We start from the raw sequence: 25,204 nt of genomic DNA, 5'->3' as shown, positions 1-25,204 counted from the left end.
TTAGTGGCTTGGGAACAAGCTTTATCAATTTATTCATAATAAATATTGGCAGAGGATTAAAGATTAGTTATTGTGACTAACTCTTTTGGTTAGAGAAAGATAAACTTGAGAATCTTCGGTCAAATTTATTGACTCAAAATCAGCTGTACTTAATTTAAATGAATCAACCCTAGGGGGGCAGGGGGGATCCCCCCGCCTATCGGCACCCCCCTTAATAAGGGGGGCAGAGGCAAAATCTATCTTTAATTTAATTATAACTACTTACTTAACTCCCATTTACCCCGATTTCGGGTTAATCGGAATGGCCAATGCTTGAACTTGAATTTTTTTCAACTCGGAAACTAATCGAATTGCCTGCTGTTCGTAGAGGGGAGCGCCCAGAGTCGCTGGCAAATTTTCCATGAGATCGCTGGCGGTTTTCAGGGGACAATTAGAAAAACGACTGATTACGGTGGGTGCTTCTGCGGCAATATTGCGATTAAAGGCTTTTTCCACCCGCACGCGCCAAGTTTTGGGAGTTCGACGACCCTGTTCCACCCGTCGCAGTCCGTTGATGGTGGCCAGCACCACAATGCGATCGCCAATGCGTAAGTTGAGATAATCTTCGGGCATTAATTTCGGGGTTTCCCGTTCTCGTTGGTGTAGGATCGGCACGACTCGATAACCGTAGGCAATATCGCCGATCGAGCTACCATTGAGAGTATCCCCAGCTTCGATCTCGTATTCGGTCACCAGAATCGTTTTTTGCGCCCAACGGAACAGATAGATGATATTTTCTCCGAAAGCGGCCCCCGTAAAGGCTTCTGCCGCCACGGTGTTGGTTCCTAAAATGTGAGATTGGGGCAGAATTTGACTTAATTGTTGACTAAGGGTGTCGTCGGTGGTGCGGATGACTAAGTAGCTTTGGGGGTTGAGTTTGCGGGTGGTTAGAGCCACTTCTAAATTGAGGATTTCGTCATCGGTAACGATCGCTATACTTTTGGCCCTATCTAAATTGACATTTTTTAAAGATTCTTCGATATTTCCCGTCATCAGGGGCATTTTTGGCAGCATAGTCGCATCAAAATCCCTATTTAAGCTGACCCCGACAATCGCCTGTTTCATTTCTAGTAATAAATTAGCCACTTCTTTGCCGACTCGACCTAAGCCAACAATAACGATATGATCCTGTTGGGGAACTGGGGGACGGTTAGGGATAAATTGAAATCTTGATGATAATAAAGTTTCTGTCAAAATGGCGTAGAGAACCCCGATAAAAGCGGTTCCAGCTAAGGTTAAAAAGAGACTAAATAGCTGCATCCACCAGGGGACTGCATTTAAATCTTCGGGGTTAGAGGCACCGAAAACATCGCCGTAACCACCTAATAAAAGAATCGCTGTTCCTGAAAGAGAGGAAATAAAGTAAGCTCTCGGGGCGTAGAGATGGAAAAGAAAAGTCCCGATCATTACCAGCAGGATAATGATAAATACTGACAGGAAAGCCACCCGGTGAATTTGCTGCTGAAAACTCAATTGCCAGAATTGTTGGATTTCTTTGAGCAATTTTTGCCAAAAATACCGCAACTTCTGGCGAGAATTTGAAGTTTTTTGGCGGACAGCATCGATATTTTGATAGGTAGTTTCGATGGTGGTAATGGTATCACCGGCTCTGATAGTGGTGGTGGGGGACCATTGATAAAATCCGGCCGTTAAAGGTTCATCGGGGGCTGTGTGTGCTAACAGACGACGGGTGGGGGTATTTAAATCACCTAAAAAGCGATCGAGTAAACCATCTTCGGGGCTAATTTGTCTCTGGATAATCCGCAATTTCTGACCGTCGAGATGCAAAAAACCGAGGGTTTCCGTGCCTAATGTGGCTAAAGCAAAGGCATTGGCGGGTAGTTGGGTGGGTTCATAGGCGATAAAATTGCCTAAACGTTCCTTGAGTAGCTCATTGAGATTATCTTTAGAAGAACGCACCACTAAGCGGGTAAGGGGATTTAATTGCCGAATAATTAGGGCAGTAGTGGCATTAATTCGCTCATCACTGGTGACAATTAAAGCAGCCCGACAGCGCTCGATTCCCGCTCTTGCTAAAATGTTTTTTTGACGACAATCACCGATAATTATTTCCTCTAATAAATCGGGAAAATCATTAATTTCCCAACTGGGAGGCTGTATTAGTTCGATACCGACAACGCTAACCCCAAACTCTTTTAAAGACTTGACGCAGTGTTGTCCAAGACTACCCAATCCACAAACTAAAAAGCGATCGGCTAACTTGACATTCCCAGGGACAAAGCTGAGAGATTCTTGGTTCATAGATTCTGCTTGTCTTAAAAAATAGGATGTTTTTTCAAACTTTTAATCCACCCTTAATTTCCTCTTAACCAAGAGGGGTGTCTGACAATTTTTAACACCTAACTAATTATAACATACCAGCGTTTTTATTGCGTACCCGTTGATACATTTCTTCCATTACCTCGATAAAGGAAGTATCCTTATCCCAAAATGCAGGATAATCACCAGCTTTTTTAATGACAATTGCGGGAATAGTTGCCGCTTTAACTAACTGAGTATTTTCGGGTAAACGGTGATGAGAGTGCCAAAATTCTTTGAGATCAATTGTTTCTACTGCTGGTATAGTTTCGGGTTTAGTGTGATAGGAATTAACCGGGTTAAGAGGAATTTGTTCCTCTTGGATGGAGGAGGAAAGCAGCTTACCGAGGGGAGTTTTTGCTAACTCTTGCAGTAATTTTTGACGAGAGATACCTCGTAATTCAAATAAGAGGAAAGGATCCTGATCTAATTGGGAAGCAACGAGGTAATAAACTCCAGCAATATGTTTACAGGGATTTTCCCAATCGGGACAGGAACAATTAGTGATAAAATCCTTTTGACTGTGGGGTAATAAGTGTAGATTCAGATCGCTAAATGCTTCATCAATATTATCAGGAACTTCTTTGAGCAGCAGTTTAGAGATCATACTCGCTCTTGAACCAAGATTATATAAAGCTTGTGACCACTCTGCTTTAGTAATTGGTTTAATCTCGATACTCACCCTATACAAAGGTTCTTTGTAAACTCCAAAGTAGGGATTAATGGAACCTCGCACCTGAGCAGTAATTAAATTACCATCAATTTTATAATTCTTGACTTTATCATTTTTTGCGTAGGAACGTCCTCGACTCAAGCGCGCTGAGTCAGTAAATTCCTCTAATGCTTCTATAAAGCGTTGTCCCCACCAAGTTTTACTAAATTTATTCATGGGTTTACCTCGATTAAATAATTGTCTGTTTATTCAATGCGATTAACTGACGAAAACTTTCGTTATCTAATTCCGTTAACCAGGATTCATCATTACTAACAATAGCATTAGCTACCTTTTTCTTTTCCTCGATCATTTCATCAATTCTTTCCTCTAAGGTTCCCAAAGTGACAAATTTATGCACGAAAACATTTTTTTGTTGACCAATTCTAAAAGCGCGATCGGTTGCTTGATTTTCTACCGCAGGATTCCACCAACGATCAAAATGAAAAACATGATTTGCTTTGGTTAAAGTAATCCCCACCCCCCCAGCTTTTAAGGATAAAATAAATACGGAAGGTTCTGTTTCGGGATGTTGAAATTCTTCGATCATTTGTTCTCGTTTTGGTTGAGAAGTCCCCCCGTGAAGATAATAGGTATTATAGCGAAAAGTTTGTTTGAGGTACTTTTGTAAGGAGTCACCGATTTCAGTAAATTGAGTGAAAATTAGCAGACTATCTCCCTCTAAAATTACTTCTTCTAGCATTTCTCCCAAACGCTCTAACTTATGCGATCGCTCAGGAGTAAAAGCGCTGTTATCCTGTAAAAATTGACGCGGGTGATTACAAATTTGTTTCAAGCGCATCAGGGTAGATAAAATTAATCCTTTGCGTTTTATTCCCTCCGCTTCTTCTAATTGTTTTTCCACTTCTTTGATGACAACTTCATAGAGAGAAGCTTGTTCTTTAGTTAAATTACAATACTGTTTGTTTTCCACTTTGTCAGGCAAATCTTTAATTATCTGCTTATCGGTTTTTACCCGACGCAGAATAAAAGGTTCCACTAATTTTTTGAGAACCGTGGACTGGAGACGATCATTTTGTTTTTGGATTGGCACTTCAAACGCTTTACGAAATTGAGTTTCTTTACCTAAATAACCGGGATTAAGGAAGTTAAAAATTGACCATAAATCAAGCAGTCTATTTTCCACAGGAGTTCCCGTTAATGCGAGACGATGTTGTGCAGATAAACTCAAGATTGCTTTAGTTTGTGCTGCTTTAGGATTTTTGATATTTTGTGCTTCATCAATTACCAAACGTTGCCAAGATTGCGAGTTAAATAATTTCAAATCCTTGCGAACTAGGGTAAAAGAAGTAATGACGATATCCTTTTGACTAGCTACTGTCTGAAATTCGCTCTCATCTTGATAGCGCTTACTACCATGATGAATTAAAACCTGAAGATGGGGGGCAAATTTTTCAATTTCTTTTGCCCAATTTCCCACCACAGAAGTGGGTGCGACTAGCAGAGTTGGTAAAACATTATTGTCTCCCTCTCTTTCCCCAATCAATCTAGCAATTACCTGTAGGGTTTTTCCCAGTCCCATATCGTCAGCAAGACAACCATTTAACCCCAATTGTTCTAGGTATTGAATCCAGGCAACTCCACGCTTTTGGTACTCCCGCAGCGTTCCTTGTAATTGGGGAGGATTTTCGATCGGTTCTAGTTGACTAGGATTTTGTAATTTCTCTAGCATAGAACCCAAAAAATCATCGGTTTCAACAATAATCTCCTCTGGGGATTCGGCCGCTTTTTTCATTAATTCAATCAGATTCATCTCAGGATTTTCCTGCTGATATTTCTGCCAAAAATCCAGCATTTGCTGCATTTTATTTTGTTCTAATTCTACCCATTGACCTCGAAATTTAACTAGGGGTGTTTTGGTGTTAATTAATTGTTGCCATTCCTCTTGACTAATAGTTTCTTCACCGATGGCTAGTTCATATTGATATTCAATGATGTTTTCAAGGCTAAAAATCCCTTTACTAACGGGGGTAGATTTGCCCGATTTAGAAGTAGTTTTAAGCCGAACTTTGGCGCGCTGACGACCTTGGGGAGTCCACCAAGCGGGAATAATCACTTTATATCCCGCATCTTCTAAAATCCAAGCAGTTTCTTTCAAGAAAGTAAAAGCTTCTGTAAGGTTGAGAGAAAATCCCGTCGGTTTATCCGTTTCTAATCCTTGCCAAATAGGGGGATAAATACGGGCAGCATAACCCAAACTTAGTAAAATATTTTTGTCTAAATCTTGACCAAAATGCGCTCGTATGCTTGTTCTAGTTTCGGGGACTGCATACCAATATTCGTCTAATTCTAATCGCAGGGAGGGGTCTTGTTTAGAGATGAGGATAAAGGTAATTTGCCACTGTTCAATATTATCTTCTGGTGCTTCCGTTAGTTTAAAACCAAGGCTAAAACTAGATATATTTTGGTCTCCTAGTAATTGCTGTCTCCAAGTTTGCCACTGTTGATATTTTTCTAAAGCGGCAGCGGTTTGCAGAAATCCAGCAGCTTTAGTCACAGAAAGGCAGTCACCTATAATTGTCTCGCTAATTTTTTTATCAAAACTGGCAGGAATTGCCGTATTAGTGACAATTTCATTGAGGAGACATTCGGAGAAGTGCCGGAGTAGGGTTTTGGGATCGTATAATTGTGGCGAAGCATGGGGATTTTCAGCGCCAGCAAGACAAATCCGGGGAAGATATTCGAGATAGCGATCGAGATTGGTTTCGTAGGTTGCTGATATAATTTCCCAAAGAGGGTAGATGGCAAAGTTAGCGGTTTTCTTGTTATTTGTGGCTAATTCTCGATATTTAAAAGCAGGAATATAGTTATCTTTGAGAATTATTTCTTTAAAAGCTTGACTGTAGTGATACCAAAAAAGTAGATCTGCACCTAACTGAATCTCTGAGGAGTTGTAAAGACAGATAAAGTGCAGATCATTGAGCAGTTTAAGTACAGGACTAAGGGGATAACAATCAATTTGCCAAGATTGCCATTGGCTATTTTCTGGGGGTTCTTTTTCTAGATAACGCAGTAATTCTAAGGAGGGTAAAGGTTGATTGTCGTGGCTAGGTAAAAGAAAGTAGCGGGGGACAAATTGCCGACTAAGAGGATTATAATTCGATTGAACTATTCCTAACTCTCCGGTGAGAAAGCTAGTTAATTCTTCTTTGCTTAACTGAAAAGGATGATAATTATCAGCAGTGGTGCGACTCTTTTTCGGGGTGCTAGTTTCTCCCCAAAGATAAAAGCTACCCTTCTGAATAAATTCGTCCGTTGATTGGGGAATCCAAGTACCGTGAAGAATTTTCATGGTTTTCAATGAGTACAAAAGAACTTAAATGAGGGCAATACTTAGCCTCTAGAAAAATTGTAGCGATTATGGGAGGATTCTCCACACTTTTTTGTCCCTTTGCGAACCCAGAAGTCCTCTGGATAAGAGAAAAAGGTTAATAGAGCTTCTAGGAGAAAAAACCATTGAGAAGACGTGATCAACGGTTTTTTGAGCTTAAAGCTTATCCCTACATGGGTTTAAAGCTATTTTTGTTCTAGGTTTTGTTGAGGTTCCACTAAGAGGGATGTCTAATTATATCAATTCTCCGAAATCCAGCTACAAGAGTTCGATCCCCCTGCCTTCGTCTCCCTTAAAATGGGAAAAAGGGGAAATGGGAACTTAAATTCGATAATTCGATCTGTAGTTTTTATGGGTGAGAATTAGTATTAATTCACTTTTACCCAAATACTGCGGAAATATTTTTCGGGATTATTTTTATCGATAATATCTTTACAGGGAGTATTACCAACTCGCTCGATTGTACCATCATCGCTTAAAATCTGAAAGCGATCTTTGAGATGCGGATAAAACAACAAAGCTTCTGGACGAAAACCGTCAGGGAATTGCAGTGATTCTATCTTTTCTGGTGCATCTTCTTTTTTTCCTGACCAAGTATAGAAAACAAATTGATCGCCTCCATGAAATTCTCCAGCAATAATTAAATATACTTCTAAAGCTGGCCAAAATTCAATGCTACGAATTCCTAATCCTCCCAAATCTAACAAGATAGGATCACCAAATTCAGCCCGAGCATTGCTGGAATTAATAACTAAACTTTGAGGATTTTTTAGAGTCAATAAAAGAGCTTTATCGTTTGGTATAGGATTACGAAAACCGATTAAGATATTTCCGTCTGGAGTTGCCGTTAAACCTTCAATATTTAATCCTACTTCAGCTTTGGGAGCTTTGGTTTCTGCTGTTTTGAAATCAAATATTTTAGCCAATTGAGAGTCTTCGATAATATCGCGCAAGACTAACTGAGTATAAGACTCACCCTCTTGAACTATACTAGAGCCGTCATCGGTAATTTTACTAGCAAAAAATTGATGACGAGGGAGTTTTCGTTCAGCATTTTTATTGCGACCATGGGAAGTAATCCAATAGATTATGTCATTTAGTACAGCTGCCCCCTCCAAGTCGATTTCTTTATTGTTAGGATTGTTTTTCAGCCAACTATTAATGTCAATGGTTTCCAGTGCTTTTCCCGACTCTTGAGAGGAATAAATCCAGAGAAAATTACCTAATTCTGGATCCGCCTCATCATTACCAACAACAAATTTATTTTCTCCTAAAGCAGTGGCGGCAGAAGCATCACAAATTCCTTGATGTTTGATTTCTTGGATAATAGAAAATTTGAGAGATTGCATGATTGTATTCTCCTTGTTAACTGGAAAAGTGAGGATTGAGACAATTATAGGTAATAAAAGACAAAAAGACAAGCAATTCCTAGAAATAATCTGAGAAAGGACTGGTTTGAGGATTGATTGAAAATCTTTAAGGTGACAAACATAGTTATTTATTTCTGAGTATTAGGTAATATGGGTTTACCAGTATTACGCACATTGATAAGCTTCCCTAAAATATCAAACCAAAAAGGTGCGCCCATCGCCACAGCTACTCCTGTCATTAGCCAGCCCAAAAAAGCTTGTAACCAGCCATTTTGTTCTTTTATTTGTTCACCATTAAACCATCCTTTTTCATTCCAACCAAGGGGCAGAGGTTGATTAATTTTTTCTAAATCCTTGATACTAACTTGTAATTTTTTTGTACATTCAGCGACTTTGTTAGGATCATCTTGAGCATCTTTAAAACAAGATTCATTAGTCTGAAAAACTTCTGTAGCCACCTGATTAATTCCCTGTCTTAAATTGGGATTTTTGGATAGTTGCTCAATGACATAAAAACTATCAATATTGAGCAAAGCAGCCGCTAAAAAACCAAAAGCAAAAGATACCCCCTTGGCATTTCTTTTATATACTCCCGATGTTCGCTCCATAATTTGAGTAAAAGTGTTGGCTATTTCATCAATAAAATTCTCCAGAGTTGGATTGTCATGTTTGAGTTTGGTACTATAACCTATTTCTATCAATCTGTCAATCGCTAATTTGTCTATTTTAGAGAAATCGGAAATACTAGCTAATTTCTTAAAGATTCCTGTTTTTTCTTCAACAAGATTTTTTCCTAAAAAATCCGCTTTTAATAATTTTTCATTATCTGAAAGTTTACTATTAACTAGACTAATTAGGGACGCTGCCAAAACCTTTGGTTCAACATAGGAAGGACCAGCTGAGTTTCCAGTTCTAGGATTAGTGTATTGATTGAAACTTGATAATAACGAGTCATTGTTGTACAAAGATTTGATCGTCTTTTTTCCCAAGAATATTTCTAGGGCTTGTTTTAAATTTTTAGCCCGAAATTCTAGCAAGGCAGCTAATTGTTCTTGTAATTCGGAGATAATAAGGCTGGAAGTTAAGTAGATAAAAATTAGAGCAACAATAATTTCGAGAAGGGTTCCTAGATTCATTTTTAAGACCTCACTATTGATTTTACAAGTTTTTGTTTTTAGTTATGACCAAAGCAAATTAAGCCAATTCTTCAGTTAAAATACGTCGAACTATTTCAGTAACAGCGGCGGCTAAATTGGTATCTCTCCCATCAAAATCAGCAGAAACTGGACTCGGACAACGTAAAGATAAGGCGAAAGTTCTTAATTTTGCAGGAGTAAAACGTCGATCAACAAATTTAACAAATACGGTATAAGTCATTGACCCAGAAGTGGCAGATACGTTTCCCCAACCTACTTTTGAAATAATCACTGGTTCACTGATAATATTCATAACTCCCAAGGTTTCAAAAGCTACATCTACATATCGTGCTGTATCATGACCCATTGCCCGAACTATGCTTTCTAAACTTTTCCATTGGGCTGAGGGAAGTTTAGCATTATTGGGTAAATGTAAATGCCAACCTAGCATGGAAATTAAGCGGGCTAGATCGTAAGCTGAAAGGGAATTTGTTGAAGTAGCTGCACCAACAGACCCAGAAGATAAGACAATATTTCCAGTCGTTGTGTCTTTAATTCTTGCAGGAGAAATTAATGGGTCTTCTCCATAGGAGCCAGTAAAATTTAGATTACTACTTCCTGTTTGTGTTTCAATCCATTTACTTAAAACTTCTCTTTTACTAAAGCTTTTAAATAAAGCCCCAATACGATTAGAAGATAGTCCCTGATAACTCACCATATCTCTTACTAAATCATTAAATCGGTGAGAAGCAATCACACAATCATCAATATCTGTATTAATTGAGTTTTGATGAATTTGACAAACTGTATTTAAAACGCCAATAAATTTAGTGGTACTCCACCATAAAGCAACAGGTGTTAGGGCATCTTTTCCTAACCATCGGGCTTTAATTGGGCTATTACTATCGCTAAAGCTTCCGATACAAACACAAGCATGAGAGATATTACTGGGCAGAAAACTTAAGCCTGTATTATCAATATTAGGCTGTTTTCCTAGACTAGGATAATCATCAAAATTAACAGTTTTGCCATTAGTTAGAGTAAAACTATCACCATAGGAAATTAAAGATGTTCCATCTGGTTTTTGTGCCAAAAATGTCGGATAGTTAATAATTAATGGCTTGAAAGGAGATTGCTCAATACTTCGAGATACAAAAGCAGAAGAAGGTGTATTTTTATTAACAATCGGCGATGAGGCTTGAATTTGTTGAAGACGGGTAAGAATTGAACTTTGATTAGCTGCTTTAAGAACCGAGTCAGCTTGCTTGGTTGTTAGCAATTTTTGGGCAATCTCTTGATTGATAGCTAGGGTATCGGAGGGAATGGGAAGACTCCCAATTTTTTTACAGAAATCAATTAATCCAGTCCAAGAAAAACTACTTGATTCTCCTAAATCTCCATCAATCCAACCACCACCAGGATAAAATCCTAAGTTAGCTAGTTTGGTTTGAATTTCTATTACTAACCCTTTATCCGCTTTTAGTTGAGAACGGTTTAGGGTTTTGTTATTGTTGATAATATCTTGTAAGGTAGCCATAATTTTGTCCTTGACAGTTAAAGTAAATAAAGGAAGAAAAAATTAGAGAAGGTTTTTAATCACTACAAACCAAGGTCGTTTTGTAGCTGGATTTCCGTTAACCAAAATTTTTCCATTAGGAATTACTTTTCCCTCCGTATTTAATTCAATGGTTGTCTTACTCACAGAATTATTAACATTGCCCCCAATCATATCAATTTCATTGGGTCTTTTTGCTACTACTAAATCGCAGTGAGAAGCATAATGTGGGGGTGTGTCATATTTAACAAAATCTGCTGAACTTGCCCTTGGCGCACAAACTAAGTCCCCCACCTCTGGAGTGACTTCATCAACTTTAAAAGCAACAAATGGAGCATTAACCACTCGATTTTTACGTTTTTGAACGGCATCGTGAATATAAACTGAATGACTATCATCTCGCTTAAATTTATCCCCTGCACCAGCTTCTTTCATGATCCAAGAAATAAAGGCAGCTGACCAAGGATTTTTTATACCGTCTCCTACTTCATCGGGAGTATCAATATGGTGTATATTAACACCCTCTTTCCAATATCTAACCACTCTTTGCCAAAAGCCATTTGTGGTTTCTTGTCCCTTTCCTTTTTCAAAAAAGTCCCATTCTCCAGTAGCTATCTCTACTAAATTTTTCTTGAAGTTGGGATCAGAAAATATTTCGACATGGGAGATAAAAGCAAACCAAGTGACGATACCATTTTGGGGAGTTAATAATTGAATTTCCCAATGATTATTAGGTGCAGAACGATATTGCAATATTTCTAAAGTAGCATTTTCAGGTAAAGTAATTTTCTGAGAATCACTTAAGCTAATGCTATCTTGAGGTAAAGACTTAATAACGGTGTTGGTTAATGCTTTGAGAGTTTTGTTAGCCATGGGTTTAATTCTCCTGAAAGTCAATACAAAAGAACAGAATGAACTATTGAATGGTAATCGTAAAATTCAGAGGTTTAAGCGGGTTATCTGTAGCATTGAAAGGTTGAATAGTCACAGGTCTATTGATCCCTTTTGTGTTAAAAACTTGCTCAAAAGTCCAGTTTTTTTTAACATTTTTGAGGTCGGCAATTTCAAAGAGACCTCCGGGACCGATACTGACTTTAATTCGGGAAACTTCTGGGTTAGCAGTACCAGAAAATGTCACGGCAGTATTAACAGCAAAACTTTGTCCTGATTGAGGTTGATTGAGTTGAATCACCCCTTGACGATTATCCTTGAGGTTTTCAAAGCGTTTTAGAGCTTCTGTATTGATTTTGTTCGTGGCATTCGCAGGACTCAAATTCGGAATTTTAGAGTTGGGAAAGATAAAAAAGAGAACTTTATCTTCCACACTAACATTCTTGTATTCAGTACAATAAACATCACTTGTCCATCGCTTATCAGTGCGAGTTTTTCCGTCCGTTCTTCGTTTACCCGGTTTACATTTATCTTCACCAATCAATTGATGAAGTAAGGATGAACCTTCGCCTAATTTATTATAAGGGCCGCTATCAGCGACGAATACAGGAACCACCTTATTTTTGTAAACAACTACTCCTAAATCTCCTAACTTAACCCCTGTTTTCTTTTCAAATAATTGATTTCCACTAGGATCATTACTTTTTTGAAAATTAGATACTGGATTGACGATGTAGGCAAAGTTATCAGGATCAACAAATTTATTAGGTTCTTGGGTTTCCGTTGGCCAAGAAAAAGATGTTGGACATTGAGAAGTTGGTGCGCCTTTTCCTTTACACGCTAACCATGAACCATCAATATCTAAACTAAGTTTAGATTCGATAAAAATTGTTCCGTCAGTAAATTTTAGCAATGCTTTAACATTGTTTGGATCATTTTTACATCTTCTAATGACGGGTAAAGAAAATCCTCGAAAAGTATTATTTTTATCGCAGTTTTCAAATTCTTTGCGATAGGATTCATCGACTGGAACAGCTTGATTAAATGGAATATCTTGTAGAACACTCGCCGATTGAGCGGGGGGAGTATAGCTAACTTGTGCGAATGCAGGAGAGACAAAGCTGCTCATAAGAATTAGATAAATTCCTGCGATAATTAATAGTAAGTGTCGCAAATATTGATTCATGATTAGCTCCTAAGAACGAATTGCCGTTAAAATGTCATTGAGTTGGTTTGACCACTGGTCTAGGTTAAAATTCTGAGGGTCATCATGTCCACCTGGTAAGACTTGATCAAGAACAACATGAAAAGCAGGAATTAACCATTTTCCGCGCCGTACACTGGCGGCAATATAAACAACTGCTAGGCGATCTAATTGTGCTTTGGTAAACCCCGGTTCGGACGATTTAGCATCATTTTTTGTCGGTGGAGAACACTGTGTTTGACCAGGGTTTGGTTGACATCTTCTAGGTTGAACTAATTCAACTGCCAAAAATAAACCCTTACATTTATTGACCCCACAAAATTGATCTGATTCTCGTTTTGTAGAACGCCAAGGGGTATTAAAATCCTTACGAGTGACGGAATCTCCTACTCGATTAATAATGATATGAGCAGGGGATTTTTCGCCACTACCATATTGATTTAAGTTGTTAAACCTCCAACTAGCTCCATTAATATTATTAGGAAAGTTGGCATTTCCAAAATTAGGGGTACTGGTATCATGAATAATAAAATAACGAGCCAACTCTGCACTAGAATTATTATTATTAGTTCGTGAAACGGGTTTATCTAATGAACCGCCAATGTCTGCTTCGTTAATTCCTTGAGCTTGTAGATATCGTCTTAATTGCTCTTTACTGATATCGATGGTGGGTCTAGTTAATAGTTGATCGAACGGAACAGGTAAACTGGTTAAAGTTGGACCCACATTCCCAAAAATCTTGGGTTGACGTAATAAACATTTAGCCTGATCGATAGAAGAAATTTGAGAAGTCGGTACTATTTGACAAACGGTTTGAGCTTGGATTTTTGCTTGAAAAAATAAGATTATTACTAAAGTAAATCCAAAGATAATGAATCGCTGAAAAAGCTTGAATAACACGGCTTTACCACTCCTTGAAATCTTGAAATAAATAGAAAGACAAATTTCCTCTAACTAGATAACTGGACATGACTGACTAAAATTGATGCTTGAGATCGGCAAGCTGAATTGATGACGATAACCCCAAGAAATTCCAGGAAATCAAGCTAGATAAAATTGTTGATAGCCGACGCTAACAGGTGTGGTGGTTCCTTTCAAAACAAAGACTGCATCGTTAAAGAACTTGATAAAGCGATCGCAGTGTGCGGAAGTACCAATGGGAAATTGACGCATTCGCCAACGATTATTGGAATTTCTGTTTTCAAATAGAGAACCAGCATTATAAGCACAGGCAACTTTGGGCGGATCTAACAAAGTTTTCAAGCGTTGATCGGCAATAAATGACGTTCCTGCTTTAAGAGAAATACTGGCATTTTTTAAGTCATCTCGATCGATGGTTGAATCATGTAATGTACCTCTGGCCGTAGAAATTAATGTTTGCATTAAGCCAACACTGATCAAATGAGGGGTGATAGAATCAGATACATAACCCGGTTCTTTGCGGATAGCGTCTGCTTTTCCGTTCGATTCGGTGGCGATGGTGGCAATAATAATTACTGCCGGCACATTAAAATGTTTTGACCATTGATTAATTTCATCAGAAAAATTATTCCAAATTTTGGTGACGGTTACTGGTTGACCACTGGTTCTCTCAATGCCGCTACCCTCAATTTCTACTCCATCTTCTACCAATCGCCAGCGTACACTATTAGGAAAAGCCTGATGAAAATCTTCTAGGGGATTATTGTCATTGTCATCGGCAAGATCGGGAATTTCTAAAACTTGTCCCACGGAAATTTGATTGGGATTGGCAATATCGTTGGCTTCTTGAATTACCACAAATTTTGAAGCATCACCATAAAATTTTAAAGCAATTCCTCTGAGGGTATCTCCAGATTTAATCGTGTAGGTTTGCATAAAATCATCTCCTGAAGTTATCTTATCGATCTTTACTCAATTGTTACTGTCCGAGTTGTGCCATCCCAAGTTACAGAAAGATTTAATGCTTGCGCCAAATCTACTACTTTCACAAAGCCGAATTGTTCAATTTTTTTGATAATTTCTACTTGGCTAGTTCCCTCGGAGATATCCATCAGTTTATTGCTGTGTTCAATCAACAAAAATCCTAAGGATTTTGCCTCTTCGCCATCAGCAAATTTTAATTCCATCACCTTCCGATCATTGGCAGTAATAATTTGCCAATTAAAAGTATCTAGCAAAGGACGAATCTTGACGATACTTTTTTCATTAAATATCTGCGCTTCTCGGAAGGCTTTTCCTTGAACAACGGCTGTGATACTAGCTGGAGTTTCCACTAAACCAGAAACGCCCGTTAATTTGGTTTTGACTAGCGTTCTAAATTGCTCTCCTACCTGTATTTTACTTAAGGATTTATCCCAAGGTAAAACCATCGGATCCCATTTTCCACCTTGGGGTTTATTAGGAAACTCACGTTCTACTTCTCCATGACCTAAAACGGTTTTAGCTGTTACTTCAATATCATAAAAATCACAGAGTTCTGCTACTACCTGCGCCATGGTTTCCCATTGGGTTTGTGTCATCGGAAAACTACCCGCTTTAAATGGCTTTTCCACCGCACCACTCATACAACAGACGCTAACTCCGATTGAACCCGTACCAAACAGTGCTGTATGAGCCGCATAAACATTATCTGCGGTGGAAACATTATCTTTAATTGAGTGAGTTCCTCGCACTAACTGACCATCATCCTCGATTAAAATATGATAATGAGATTTATCATTGCTAGATGCTTTATATCCCCCTGCCGTCCAATGAATAATGATTCTTTTCATCGAACAGTTAGGCATCCATGTTGTCGGTACAATTCCCATTTTTACCTCTCAATTATTCAATTATCTGGTTAGTCAATGAATTAAACTAAGCTCTCACGGGAGGGCGAATAGCAAAGTGAATGTGGTCATCATGACCAGTGGCAAAATTGCATAGTTTTTGTCCCAAAAAAGTTTCACCCATCAGGGTTGTGTCATTAAAAAACACTTGACTAACCAGTTTTTGCCGTCTCATGGCTTTAATCAGAGCGCGGGCTGCGGTTCGGTCAAAATTGTCACTTTCCCAAGTGATTCCGCCATGTTGTCCATCCGTGCGCGGAAGCCTTACATCACACATTAAACCCGTCTCATGGCCTGCGTGTTGCGGGGTGTCTCCCCCTGTGGGTTTACTAACATCATTAATAGAAAAAGCGGCCTTACTGGGATTAGAAACTCGGAATGTATTATGATAGTCAGCAGCAATTTCTAAGATGGCATCTGCTAACCAACTTGTTCCAAAATCATGATCATCATTGGTTTGATTTTTCTCATGATTAATTAAGCTAATAGAAGGATTACTATCGGGCATGGTTTGCCAACGAGGTGCATTGGCCGCTTCTAACCATTTCTGAGTGGTATTTCCCACATCTATTCTTCCATCTCCTATTAATTTTTCTTCCCCTGCAATAATTGATTGAAAGAGTTTGATGGCAAGAATGAAACCCGTATTCAAGGCTGCACTATTAGGATCACCGACAAAAGTATAGCCGAGGGAATGTAATCGCTGTTTAACCGCAATCTTATCGGCTGTTCGGTTGATTCCTCCTAATCCAACACTTCCCGTTAAATTCAGGGTAATTGCACCGGTTTCCTCGGGTAGAGAAGCCTTGATTTCGATTTCTACACTTTGATTATCAATGGCTATTTTAACAATGCGATCGCCTGCTTGTAAGAAGACAAATTCGGCTTCCCATTCTCCTCCTTCTTGTATTTCAATATCATCTAGGGGGAATTTATTATCAACTAAAACGGTCAATTTTTTGCCTTTGTCGGCAGCAGCGGCGGTTCCTTCAATCTGAAAACTTTGTCCCACTTCCACTTCCTTCGGAAAACTGGTTACTTGTAAGGTATTGGGGGGTGGTGGAATAACAATTCCGTTGGTTTTTGCTAGTAAAGTCCTCGCTTCGGGAACAAGTTTTAACACTTTGCTAATATAACTTATATCGGCAGCAAAGCCTTTACTTTGAATAAAACCGATAAAGTTTTCAGGAGTTTGAGTATTTTCTTCTAATCCTTTATAGGGTTCACGGGTTAAAAATTTCCAATAACCTCGCAGAAATTTGTCAATATCCGTGAATAAGCAAAAGTCCATCGCTTCCGATTCAGAAGGTACTTTAATCGATTTAGGAGTAGCAAAGGGAGTCATTTCCTTGCGCCATTTTAAACCAGCGAAGTTTTTCTGTTCCTCGGCTAGTTTACTGGTGGCTCTGGCGGACTCTAATAGCCATTGAGCGAGAGAAACTTCTTTTAAATGACTAAAATGATTGGGAGGAATGTCTGTGAGATTAACCGATCTTTGAGAAGTGTTGTCAACTTCTTGAAAAATAGTAGCTAAGTCAGTTCTAGCATATTGTTGAACTAAGTCATCTAGTAAGGCCATTACCATCTCCTGTTAGCGACCAAGAATAAATCATTTTTGATTGGGTAAGAATAGACCAAAATTTCCGTCTATTGCACTATTTTCGCAAACTCTTCAAACACAAAATGTTCGTCCCGATTGCCAAAACTTTTATCAGGCCATTTCACAAAAAAATGTCTTTCTTCCAAGCGCACATCTAACACCGGATAATCTCCCGGTTCAATCTCGAATAAGGTACTTGACTCTAATTCAGAAGATTGCTCTGTGGAAGGTTTAAGAATAGTTTTTTGAGTAATTCTTAGGGTTGCCGGTTCCGGTGTGGAGTTGTCCTCAGCATCCCCAATTAAACCAACTTTAATCGCTTCGGCCATTTTTTCCGCATCAAAAAGAGCCATATCTGCTTGGGAATCCACAAAGCAACATTCAATTAAAATTGCTGGCATTGAAGTATTTACCAACACAGAAAAACGGGTATTTTTTACTCCTCTATTTTTAAATCCTAGCTTGACAATTTCCGTCAAAACTGATTTAGCGATCGCTTGAGAAGTTTGACTAATACCATAAACCTCCGCTCCCATTGCCTTTGTGTTAAAGGCATTAAAGTGAATAGAAACAAAAATATCAACGTTATTACTATTGGCTTTATTGGCTCTTTTTCGCAAAGAATCATTAACACTAACGGCACTGGTCGGGGTGCAGTTAATTACTGAATGACCCGCTGCGCCTAATTTAGCAATTAGGCGAGTACCCACCTCTTTAATAACAACATCTTCCTGTCTAACTCCCGATGCGCCAATGTCATGAGGTGGGCAATTATGACCCATATCAATCCCAAATTTCATCTGTATACCTCCAGTTTCTTCAATGTTTATTTATTGGTCAATTCCTCTGGATATACTCTACCTCAATTAAACTAATAAAAATTATATTTTTACAAAAATTTACTATTGTTTTATGGCAATTTTTATAGAAAGTTCGGCAGCAAAAATGCTATTCTAAAGCTTAATTTAGAACAGCCATACAATCAATTATTTTTCTTAACTATTAACTTGACTCCTTGCAGCTTTTAGCGTATCAGAGACTAAAGCGGGCAAGCCATGAAATAGCTTAGTTCCTGTGGCAATAGCCAAGGCTGATAAAACTGCATTTCAAGGATCATTCAGCCAACTTTTCAGTTTTTGAAAGAGACCGTTGACTCATAACTTAGCTCCTTAATGAATAAATAAATTAGACAAATTGATCGGTAGCCAGAATTTGAGCCAATTTATTCTCCCTGTCATCCAGAGTTTCTGTGGTGGGAATATGGTCTAATAAACTGCTATAGAAAAAATAGGCAAAACCAGCAAAATCTCGCTCACGAGTCTCCTGAGTTTGTGCTTGAATTAATTGGAAATTTACCCGTCTATCGCTGGGTTTTAAACCAGTGAGAATACCGATGACGGTGGGAATATGTTCTCGCGCTGCTTTTACCTCTAATTTATCGATTTCTCTCTCAAAAATCTGGATATCTCCACGATAAACTTGTAAGGCCATTTCTTCGATTAATCCCTCCTTTTCCCATGCTTGCCAATCAGCTAAAGCATGATCGATCGAAAATCCTAAAGGATTGGGAGAAATGGAGAGAATACAATCATCTTTTTCGGCTTTAATGGTTTTAAAAATCAATCGCACTAACTGAGTTAACTTCTCCTTGCGCCAATCTTTAAATTTCGCTAATTGGGGATTGCTTAAGGGACTAACTGAACCAGTTTCCTCTTGAAAAAGTTTGATGGTAAAGGAGTCAAACCCCATACTAAAATCAAAATTTTTAGTACCATTAGGCAAGAGTTTTGCGTGATGAATAGCGAAGTGATCATCTAATTGAATACCATCAATTTCATAGTTTTTTACCACTTCACGAATGATACTAATCCAAAAATCTTTAACTTCAGGATGAGCAGGATTTAAGCGGCAATTCCCATCACCATCAACTGTATTTTCCTGTTGATGAGTAAGCATAAACCAATCTGGTTTTTGGGCAACTAAGGGAGCAGCCGGAGGAACCATTAAACCATATTCAAACCAAGCAATAATCCGAAAGTTATACTTTTCTGTCTGGTTAATCTCAATGATTTCTGCTAGTATATCTCTACTGACTAACTCTTTTTCAAGGTTGACTTTTTGGAGTTTTTCTTCATTAGCAGTGAAGATATTATCAGCAATTTGTGATTCAAAAAACACATAGCCTTTATTCCAAACTACTAGATAAAGAGTATTAAAACCTAAATTTTTAAGTTTTTCCAACCCAGCTTTTAAGTTATCTTTAGACTTGAGAATATCACTGTCAACATTGGTGATCCAAACTCCTCGTATTTCTTCTACTTGTACATGAGCATCAAAGAAAAATCCCGCTTTTCCCACTGAACCTTGTTCTTCGGCTAACTTGACAGAATAATGATTATTTTGGCGAAAATAGGATTTAATTGGTAATTTAGTTCCCGCTTGAATCAAGAACTTCTGATCACTATTAAGGGTTTCAGAAAAAGCTGTGGAAGACTTGAAAAACGTATCCTGAAGAATATGAATGTGCAGCATATTTTTTACGCTCTCTCAGACAAAGGATAAATGAACCTCAAATCCGCAGCAGCGACAGGTTCGGAAAACAGACAAAAGGCAGCAGAGACAGGGAATAACTCCACGTTCTCAAGCGCACTTAGTTCTGATTAATTCTCAGAATTTGCCCACGGCAAAATATAGTCAATAACCGAACCCAACTATTGCTCAAAAGTTACCGCTACTCAACTGTTTACCTAGCTTGAAAGCAACACTTAAACAGGCAAACCAAGAGCCGATGGTTCCTCTCATTGACGTAATGTCAAGGCAAAAGGGTTTGGGATCAAAGATTGGTTGGTTAGGGAAATAATTGGGGAACAATTTAACTTGCTCTATGATAACCATAGATAAACAAAAAAATACTTAAATGTAACAAAAAAACACATAAGTGGGGAGATGTAATTAAATATCAGACTTATCGAGGTTGAATTGAGCCACGAACCCCACAACTGGCATAGGCGATCAACTACACTAACCTATATTACAAATCATTAAGCCGATTGACAGCCTTTCCGATCAAGATGAAGTGTAACCTATTTGTACCTCACCATTAAGATAACTGCTCTCAAAACCTAAAAATCGTGAGCGACGGTTAGCCATCCGTTAAAACGGATGGTAGTCGAGCGAACAAGGGGATTTATCCCCCTGTATCATTTATTAGTTTGATTCTCAATGTATTTTTTAATAGTTTCCGTAGAGGCGTTACCAGCAGTTGAGCAGAAATAACTAGGAGTCCACAGAGTGGGTAATTTTAACAATTCTGGGAACTCTTTTCTTAAGTGATGAGATAGTCTCCCTTTAATTCTTTTAATTATTGTTGAAGGAGAATAGCTAGGAGCAGACTCTAGGAATAGATGGATAGGATCTGGCCTGATTTCTAAGGCGATTAATCTCCAGTTATTTTCTTGGCACAGGTCAAAAATAATTGACGGCGCTCTCAACTTAATGTCTCCCTTTAATACTGCCTTTCTTCGTTTTGGACACCAGACAAAGTGATAGTTAAGCAGTGTTACCGAATGAGGATTTCTTCTATAATCTTCCATTGTACTCTTGACACTTGACAATTAGTGTATTTTCAACTTATCCTCTATACAGGAGGTAAGTCAAAATGTATGGAGTTCAACAAGTTCTCATTCATGCAGACAGCGAGATAAGGGCTATCTTAGAGTTTATTTGCGAAGAAGCTAACAAGCTGGCTAACTGTGGTCTTTATTATTGCCGGCAGATGCTTTTTAAGGCGGGGCGATACGTCAAGAAATACCACCTGGATTCTCAGATGAAAAATCATCCACATTTTCGATCTCTGCGGTCATGTTGCGCTCAACAATTACTTCATGATGTAGCGGAATCTTTTTCTTCCTATAAAGGGCTTTTAAGTCTTTGGAATAAAGGGCAGTTACCTAACAAGCCTAAACCGCCTAAATATCGAAAAAAAGGAGGAATGGCGGTAGTAAGCTATCCATCACGGTATGTAAAGCAATCCGAAAAAGGCTTAAAGTTTTCCTTGGGAGAGCAGGTAAAAGCTTGGTTTGGGATTGATATTTTTTATCTGCCAATGCCTTCTAATTTAAGATTTGAGGACATCAAAGAGTTTCGACTTGTTCCTAGAAATATTAGTTTTTATCTTGAGTGCGTTTACGAGCAACCCGCTCAAGAGAAAGTCAAGCCTAATAATAAGGTTCTAGGAATAGATCACGGGCTAAATAATTGGTTAACCTGTGTTTCTAATACGGGCAAGTCTTTTGTTATTGACGGGAGAAAAGTTAAATCACAAAACCAATGGTATAACAAGCGAATTGCTCAAATTAAGACTGGTAAGCCACAAGGGTATTGGGATCAGGAATTGGCTATTTTAACCGAAAAGCGTAATCGTCAAATGAGAGATAACGTTAATAAAGCCGCCAGGTTTGTTATTAATTGGTGTCTTAACAATGACATTTCTACTATCGTCTTTGGATGGAATCAACGACCAAAAGATTCTATTGAGTTAGGGAAAAAAGTTAATCAGGAATTTGTTCAAGTTCCCACTGCCAAGCTGAAAGGACGTATTAAGCAATTGTGTGAACAGTACGGGATTAATTTGATCGAGACTGAGGAAAGCTACACCTCAAAGGCTTCTTTTTTAGATAATGATTTGCTACCTAAATTCGGTGAAAAACCCGAAGGGTGGCAGTCATCAGGTAAAAGAATTCAAAGAGGTTTGTTTAAAGCTTTTAATGGTCAGTTAATCAATGCTGATTGCAATGGTGCAGCCAATATTATCAAAAAAGTAGCCACACAGCTAGGGGTTTCTCTAGATAAGGTGGGTAGGGCATCTTTGACAGTGCCACAGCGATATAAGTTAGATAGGCTTTCTAAAATATATCGTAATCGAATAGAAGCGCAGTTTCAACCCGCTTCTATTCACCACAAAGAATCCCTGTTGTTTTAACGCAGGGAGATGTCAAGCGGATATCACTGCCAATAGAGTTCGGTTTTACCGTTATGGGATGAGCATTAACGGGGGTAATATTCTAGGTAAGGAATTTGTATCTAGTCAGTGATGAAGACGATGTTAGAGGGGTCTTTACCGAAATTAAGCGATATTTTCCCGCCGACTGACCATCAGGAACGGGAAACTTTCACCCCCAATGCTTTTTATCCTAATTTATCGGAATGGCTCAAGCGAGCGCAACTGAAAGCGGAAAGTGAATGGTTCGCAGCGATCGCCGCTTTAGAAAATATCTTATTACAAAACCCAAATAATGCTGCTGCCAGTGGGGGTTTAATTCTCTCCGGTCCGACGGCTTTAGTCAGAGAAAGCAAGGCTTTAACGGGTTTTAAATTCGGTGTTTTTACCGTTAAAGCTTTAAAACATTTACAATGGCCGGGTTTGCAATTGCCTTCTCAGGAAAAATCCGCCGCCGATATTTCCCCGACGGAGATTCATGAATTGCCGCTCTTGCCAACGGATCCGATTGCTAATGAAAGATTTTGTCTGGTTTTTAGCGAAAGTTTCTCTCTTTTGCTGGTTTTAGGCGAAGATCAGTGGGGTTTGTCCTCTTTTCAATTTTCCTTTGATCCCGTCCTCACTCAGCAAGCTTGGCAGCAGTTGCGGCAAAGATTAGTGAATCTGCGTTATCCGCAAATCGGGACTTTAGAGGCAATTATCGAAGCTAATGGCAGTCCCTCGCCGGATTACCGTCTAGTTAGCCAATTTAGTCGCCAATTACTGCAAAATTTACCCAACCAGCCTAATTTAGACCTGAAAAAAACGAAATCGCCTATCAATGCCGAAATCACTCCTCCAGAGGAAGATAATTCTCATTTAGAATCGGGTTGTGATTTGGAATTATTGCGCGCTTTAACCCACGAAATTCGCACCCCTTTAACCACCATTCGCACCATTACCCGATTATTACTAAAACGGGCAAAAATAACGGAAGATGTCCAGAAATATTTGGAAACAATTGATTTAGAATGTGGTGAACAAATTCAGCGCATGGAATTAATTTTCCGAGCCGCAGAATTGGGTATTAATCCTCTGGGAGATAAACCAATTCAATTAATTCCAATTGCTCTAGAAAAGGTCTTTCAAGATAGTATTCCCCGGTGGCAAAAACAGGCTAAACGGCGCAATGTCAATTTAGAAGTTAATGTACCGAAAAAATTGCCTTCGGTAATTAGCGACCCGAATTTATTGGATCAAATGTTAAATGGAGTCGTGGAAAAATGTACTCGCAGTATGGCTAGTGGTGGTCTGTTGCAAGTAGATATATCAATGGCAGGAAATCAATTAAAAATGCAGTTCCAAACTCAGGTAAAATCGCCTAATCCTACCCTCAAAGCTTTAGGAAAAGTCTTAATGTTTCAACCAGAAACTGGTAGCTTAAGTCTGAATATGAAGGTGACTAAAAACCTTTTTCAAGCTTTGGGAGGTAAATTTATTGTGCGTCAAAAACCCGAAGAAGGTGAGATTTTAACCATTTTCTTGCCCCTAGGACGCAGTAAATAAGTTGAGATTATTCTGAATTTTTCATCTTGAAAAATAGGCAAACTTGCCAAGAGAATGCTATACTAGGGCAAACATTATTGATAGTTGCCATGGAAAAAACTGTTTTAATTTTAGGTGGCACTGGTCGCATTGGTCAAAGTGTCGCCCTAGATATTATTAATCATACTTCAGCTAAAGTTATTATCACCGGACGAAAGGAAAAAGCGATCAAATTACTGCCAAGAATGCAGTTTTTGGCTTTGGATTTAGAAGAAATAGACAAGCTTAGACAGGCAATTAAAAATAGTGATTTAGTCATTCATTGTGCTGGTCCCTTTCATTATCGCGATGGCAGGGTAGTAAAAATTTGCATTGAAGAAAAAGTCAATTATATTGATGTTAGTGATCATCGTTCTTTTTATCAAAAGTTAATCCCCTATCGAGAATTAGCGATAAAAGCGGGAATAACTGCCGTGGTTAATACGGGAATTTTTCCCGGTATTTCTAATAGTATAGTGCGAGAGGGAGTCGAACAGTTAGATAGGGTAGAAACGATCCGTTTAAATTATGCCGTAGCCGGTTCAGGAGGTGCGGGATTAACCGTAATGCGGACAACTTTTCTCGGCTTAAAAAAGCCTTTTTTAGCCTGGATTGAGGGACAATGGCAAGAGATTAAACCCTATACTGCTAGAGAAGTAATTGACTTTCCCGCTCCTTTAGGTAAAACTGGTGTTTATTGGTTTGATATGCCAGAAACCTATACTTTTGCTGAATCTTTTCAAGTGCAAAATGTGATCACAAAATTTGGTTCTATTCCCGATTTTTATAATCATTTAACTTGGATTACTGCCCATATTTTTCCCGATGCTTGGGTAGAAAGCTCTCGGGGAATTGAATTTTTTTCCCAAGTTAGTTATCGCATGACAGAAGTAACCGATAAATTTTCGGGAATTGGGGTAGCAATGTTAGCAAAAGTGGCCGGATGGCAAGGGCAGCAAAAAGCAGTTTATCAAGCAACTATGGTCCACGAGAATACTGCTCAAGCAGCGGGTTGGGGAACTGGCAGCGTGGCAGAATTAATCTTAGCGGCAAAACTCCAAAAAGCCGGGATTTATCCCGTGGAACAGGTGTTATCCACAGAACTATTCCATGCTACGATGAAAAAAAGAGGTATTAAACTCGATCGCTCCTGTGAAATTGTGGCTTAGAAGATGAAAAAAATCTGGCGTTACTTAGGGCTGTTTTGTTTAGTTTTGTTACTGACTTTATCCCCCATCTTCATGATAGCGGCCCAGAATAATCCTGCTAAACAAGGACAGGAAACACCCCTGGAAACTTTGGGAGAAGTTTTTCCCGTAATGCTTGATAATCAAGAACTTTTTACTATTCGGCAAGGAATAGGTTCTTTTTCAGCGCAAGAAAGAGCGAAATCGATTACAGCCAGAATTGAAAAAATTGCCGATGACGATGCCCTTTCTCCTGAAGATTTAACCATAAAAATCGATCCTGAAGACAAAAACCCTTCGATTATTTTGGGAGATACGGTTATTGCTACTAAGCTTTTACGCATTTAAGTTACATTGACAGCATTACCCTTATTTTTAAGCTTTCTACTCCATTTAATAATCAATCCCCCTTCATTTAAAAGCTGATTGACTACTTTTTCCAGTTCTTCTTTATTTTCAAATTCTCG

General features: G+C 38.6%; 18 protein-coding genes and 2 pseudogenes. 4 read left to right on the top strand and 16 right to left on the bottom strand.

Annotation, left to right across the window (positions count from 1 at the left end; translation table 11 throughout):
• Window positions 1–276 precede the first annotated feature (276 nt).
• From IM479_RS02305 to tnpA, 15 genes are all read right to left on the bottom strand, one after another.
• Window positions 277–2,301: a potassium channel family protein gene (locus tag IM479_RS02305; protein WP_287685187.1), complete on the bottom strand. Its 2,025-nt coding sequence runs from the start codon at window positions 2,299–2,301 to the stop codon at window positions 277–279.
• A 106-nt stretch (window positions 2,302–2,407) separates the two neighbouring features.
• Complete coding sequence (locus IM479_RS02300; protein WP_287685186.1) at window positions 2,408–3,247, bottom strand: SWIM zinc finger family protein; 840 nt, start codon at window positions 3,245–3,247, stop codon at window positions 2,408–2,410.
• Between the two features lie 13 nt (window positions 3,248–3,260).
• Complete coding sequence (locus IM479_RS02295) at window positions 3,261–6,383, bottom strand: DEAD/DEAH box helicase (protein ID WP_287685185.1); 3,123 nt, start codon at window positions 6,381–6,383, stop codon at window positions 3,261–3,263.
• A gap of 407 nt (window positions 6,384–6,790) precedes the next feature.
• Complete coding sequence (locus tag IM479_RS02290) at window positions 6,791–7,771, bottom strand: DUF3616 domain-containing protein (RefSeq protein WP_287685184.1); 981 nt, start codon at window positions 7,769–7,771, stop codon at window positions 6,791–6,793.
• 149 nt (window positions 7,772–7,920) lie between these two features.
• The gene (locus tag IM479_RS02285; protein ID WP_287685183.1) at window positions 7,921–8,928 is read right to left on the bottom strand and encodes a hypothetical protein; all 1,008 of its coding nucleotides are present in this window, start codon (window positions 8,926–8,928) and stop codon (window positions 7,921–7,923) included.
• A 58-nt stretch (window positions 8,929–8,986) separates the two neighbouring features.
• Complete coding sequence (locus IM479_RS02280) at window positions 8,987–10,465, bottom strand: hypothetical protein (protein ID WP_287685182.1); 1,479 nt, start codon at window positions 10,463–10,465, stop codon at window positions 8,987–8,989.
• A 42-nt stretch (window positions 10,466–10,507) separates the two neighbouring features.
• Window positions 10,508–11,356 (bottom strand): DUF2272 domain-containing protein, encoded by an 849-nt coding sequence (locus IM479_RS02275; RefSeq protein ID WP_271975296.1) that lies wholly within the window; start codon window positions 11,354–11,356, stop codon window positions 10,508–10,510.
• A gap of 43 nt (window positions 11,357–11,399) precedes the next feature.
• Window positions 11,400–12,560 (bottom strand): glycoside hydrolase family 75 protein, encoded by a 1,161-nt coding sequence (locus tag IM479_RS02270; protein WP_271975294.1) that lies wholly within the window; start codon window positions 12,558–12,560, stop codon window positions 11,400–11,402.
• A gap of 9 nt (window positions 12,561–12,569) precedes the next feature.
• Window positions 12,570–13,478, bottom strand: a complete 909-nt coding sequence (locus IM479_RS02265; RefSeq protein ID WP_287685181.1) for a hypothetical protein — start codon at window positions 13,476–13,478, stop codon at window positions 12,570–12,572.
• Window positions 13,479–13,619: 141 nt separating this feature from the next.
• On the bottom strand, window positions 13,620–14,435 hold the full coding sequence (locus tag IM479_RS02260) for a LysM peptidoglycan-binding domain-containing protein (protein ID WP_287685180.1): 816 nt from the start codon (window positions 14,433–14,435) through the stop codon (window positions 13,620–13,622).
• Window positions 14,436–14,467: 32 nt separating this feature from the next.
• Window positions 14,468–15,331: an N-acetylmuramoyl-L-alanine amidase gene (locus IM479_RS02255; RefSeq protein ID WP_287685179.1), complete on the bottom strand. Its 864-nt coding sequence runs from the start codon at window positions 15,329–15,331 to the stop codon at window positions 14,468–14,470.
• Between the two features lie 85 nt (window positions 15,332–15,416).
• Complete coding sequence (locus IM479_RS02250) at window positions 15,417–16,967, bottom strand: glucosaminidase domain-containing protein (RefSeq protein WP_287685178.1); 1,551 nt, start codon at window positions 16,965–16,967, stop codon at window positions 15,417–15,419.
• A 68-nt stretch (window positions 16,968–17,035) separates the two neighbouring features.
• Complete coding sequence (locus tag IM479_RS02245) at window positions 17,036–17,788, bottom strand: N-acetylmuramoyl-L-alanine amidase (RefSeq protein ID WP_287685177.1); 753 nt, start codon at window positions 17,786–17,788, stop codon at window positions 17,036–17,038.
• A 385-nt stretch (window positions 17,789–18,173) separates the two neighbouring features.
• Entirely contained in the window at window positions 18,174–19,520 is a 1,347-nt protein-coding gene (locus tag IM479_RS02240; protein ID WP_287685176.1) for a glycoside hydrolase family 10-like protein, read from the bottom strand.
• 668 nt (window positions 19,521–20,188) lie between these two features.
• Window positions 20,189–20,581, bottom strand: a complete 393-nt coding sequence (gene tnpA / locus IM479_RS02235; protein WP_158200822.1) for an IS200/IS605 family transposase — start codon at window positions 20,579–20,581, stop codon at window positions 20,189–20,191.
• Window positions 20,582–20,646: 65 nt separating this feature from the next.
• Between tnpA and IM479_RS02230 the strand changes: the two genes are divergently transcribed.
• The 4 genes and pseudogenes from IM479_RS02230 to IM479_RS02215 all read left to right on the top strand — a co-directional run.
• A complete protein-coding gene (locus IM479_RS02230) occupies window positions 20,647–21,969 on the top strand; it encodes an RNA-guided endonuclease InsQ/TnpB family protein (protein ID WP_287685175.1) in 1,323 nt (440 codons plus the stop codon).
• A 120-nt stretch (window positions 21,970–22,089) separates the two neighbouring features.
• The gene (locus tag IM479_RS02225) at window positions 22,090–23,532 is read left to right on the top strand and encodes a sensor histidine kinase (RefSeq protein ID WP_287685174.1); all 1,443 of its coding nucleotides are present in this window, start codon (window positions 22,090–22,092) and stop codon (window positions 23,530–23,532) included.
• An 89-nt stretch (window positions 23,533–23,621) separates the two neighbouring features.
• Window positions 23,622–24,719, top strand: a complete 1,098-nt coding sequence (locus IM479_RS02220) for a saccharopine dehydrogenase family protein (protein WP_287685173.1) — start codon at window positions 23,622–23,624, stop codon at window positions 24,717–24,719.
• Window positions 24,720–24,722: 3 nt separating this feature from the next.
• A pseudogene (locus tag IM479_RS02215) lies at window positions 24,723–25,067 on the top strand (DUF8459 domain-containing protein); the annotation flags it as partial.
• A 14-nt stretch (window positions 25,068–25,081) separates the two neighbouring features.
• On the opposite strand, the pseudogene IM479_RS02210 reads toward IM479_RS02215, so the two are convergent.
• Window positions 25,082–25,204 (bottom strand): annotated as a pseudogene (locus IM479_RS02210) (IS630 family transposase); the annotation flags it as partial.

The organism is Microcystis sp. M165S2, assembly GCF_020245885.1.
Classification (GTDB): Bacteria; Cyanobacteriota; Cyanobacteriia; order Cyanobacteriales; family Microcystaceae; genus Microcystis.
Note: the sequence above shows the minus strand (reverse complement) of the source record. Positions and strands in the feature narration are given on the sequence as shown.

Coding starts and splice junctions, on each gene's coding strand:
- IM479_RS02305 (WP_287685187.1), bottom strand. CDS start 2,301: ATGAACCAAGAATCTCTCAGCTTTGTCCCTGGGAATGTCAAGTTAGCC.
- IM479_RS02300 (WP_287685186.1), bottom strand. CDS start 3,247: ATGAATAAATTTAGTAAAACTTGGTGGGGACAACGCTTTATAGAAGCA.
- IM479_RS02295 (WP_287685185.1), bottom strand. CDS start 6,383: ATGAAAATTCTTCACGGTACTTGGATTCCCCAATCAACGGACGAATTT.
- IM479_RS02290 (WP_287685184.1), bottom strand. CDS start 7,771: ATGCAATCTCTCAAATTTTCTATTATCCAAGAAATCAAACATCAAGGA.
- IM479_RS02285 (WP_287685183.1), bottom strand. CDS start 8,928: ATGAATCTAGGAACCCTTCTCGAAATTATTGTTGCTCTAATTTTTATC.
- IM479_RS02280 (WP_287685182.1), bottom strand. CDS start 10,465: ATGGCTACCTTACAAGATATTATCAACAATAACAAAACCCTAAACCGT.
- IM479_RS02275 (WP_271975296.1), bottom strand. CDS start 11,356: ATGGCTAACAAAACTCTCAAAGCATTAACCAACACCGTTATTAAGTCT.
- IM479_RS02270 (WP_271975294.1), bottom strand. CDS start 12,560: ATGAATCAATATTTGCGACACTTACTATTAATTATCGCAGGAATTTAT.
- IM479_RS02260 (WP_287685180.1), bottom strand. CDS start 14,435: ATGCAAACCTACACGATTAAATCTGGAGATACCCTCAGAGGAATTGCT.
- IM479_RS02255 (WP_287685179.1), bottom strand. CDS start 15,331: ATGAAAAGAATCATTATTCATTGGACGGCAGGGGGATATAAAGCATCT.
- IM479_RS02250 (WP_287685178.1), bottom strand. CDS start 16,967: ATGGCCTTACTAGATGACTTAGTTCAACAATATGCTAGAACTGACTTA.
- IM479_RS02245 (WP_287685177.1), bottom strand. CDS start 17,788: ATGAAATTTGGGATTGATATGGGTCATAATTGCCCACCTCATGACATT.
- IM479_RS02240 (WP_287685176.1), bottom strand. CDS start 19,520: ATGCTGCACATTCATATTCTTCAGGATACGTTTTTCAAGTCTTCCACA.
- tnpA (WP_158200822.1), bottom strand. CDS start 20,581: ATGGAAGATTATAGAAGAAATCCTCATTCGGTAACACTGCTTAACTAT.
- IM479_RS02230 (WP_287685175.1), top strand. CDS start 20,647: ATGTATGGAGTTCAACAAGTTCTCATTCATGCAGACAGCGAGATAAGG.
- IM479_RS02225 (WP_287685174.1), top strand. CDS start 22,090: ATGTTAGAGGGGTCTTTACCGAAATTAAGCGATATTTTCCCGCCGACT.
- IM479_RS02220 (WP_287685173.1), top strand. CDS start 23,622: ATGGAAAAAACTGTTTTAATTTTAGGTGGCACTGGTCGCATTGGTCAA.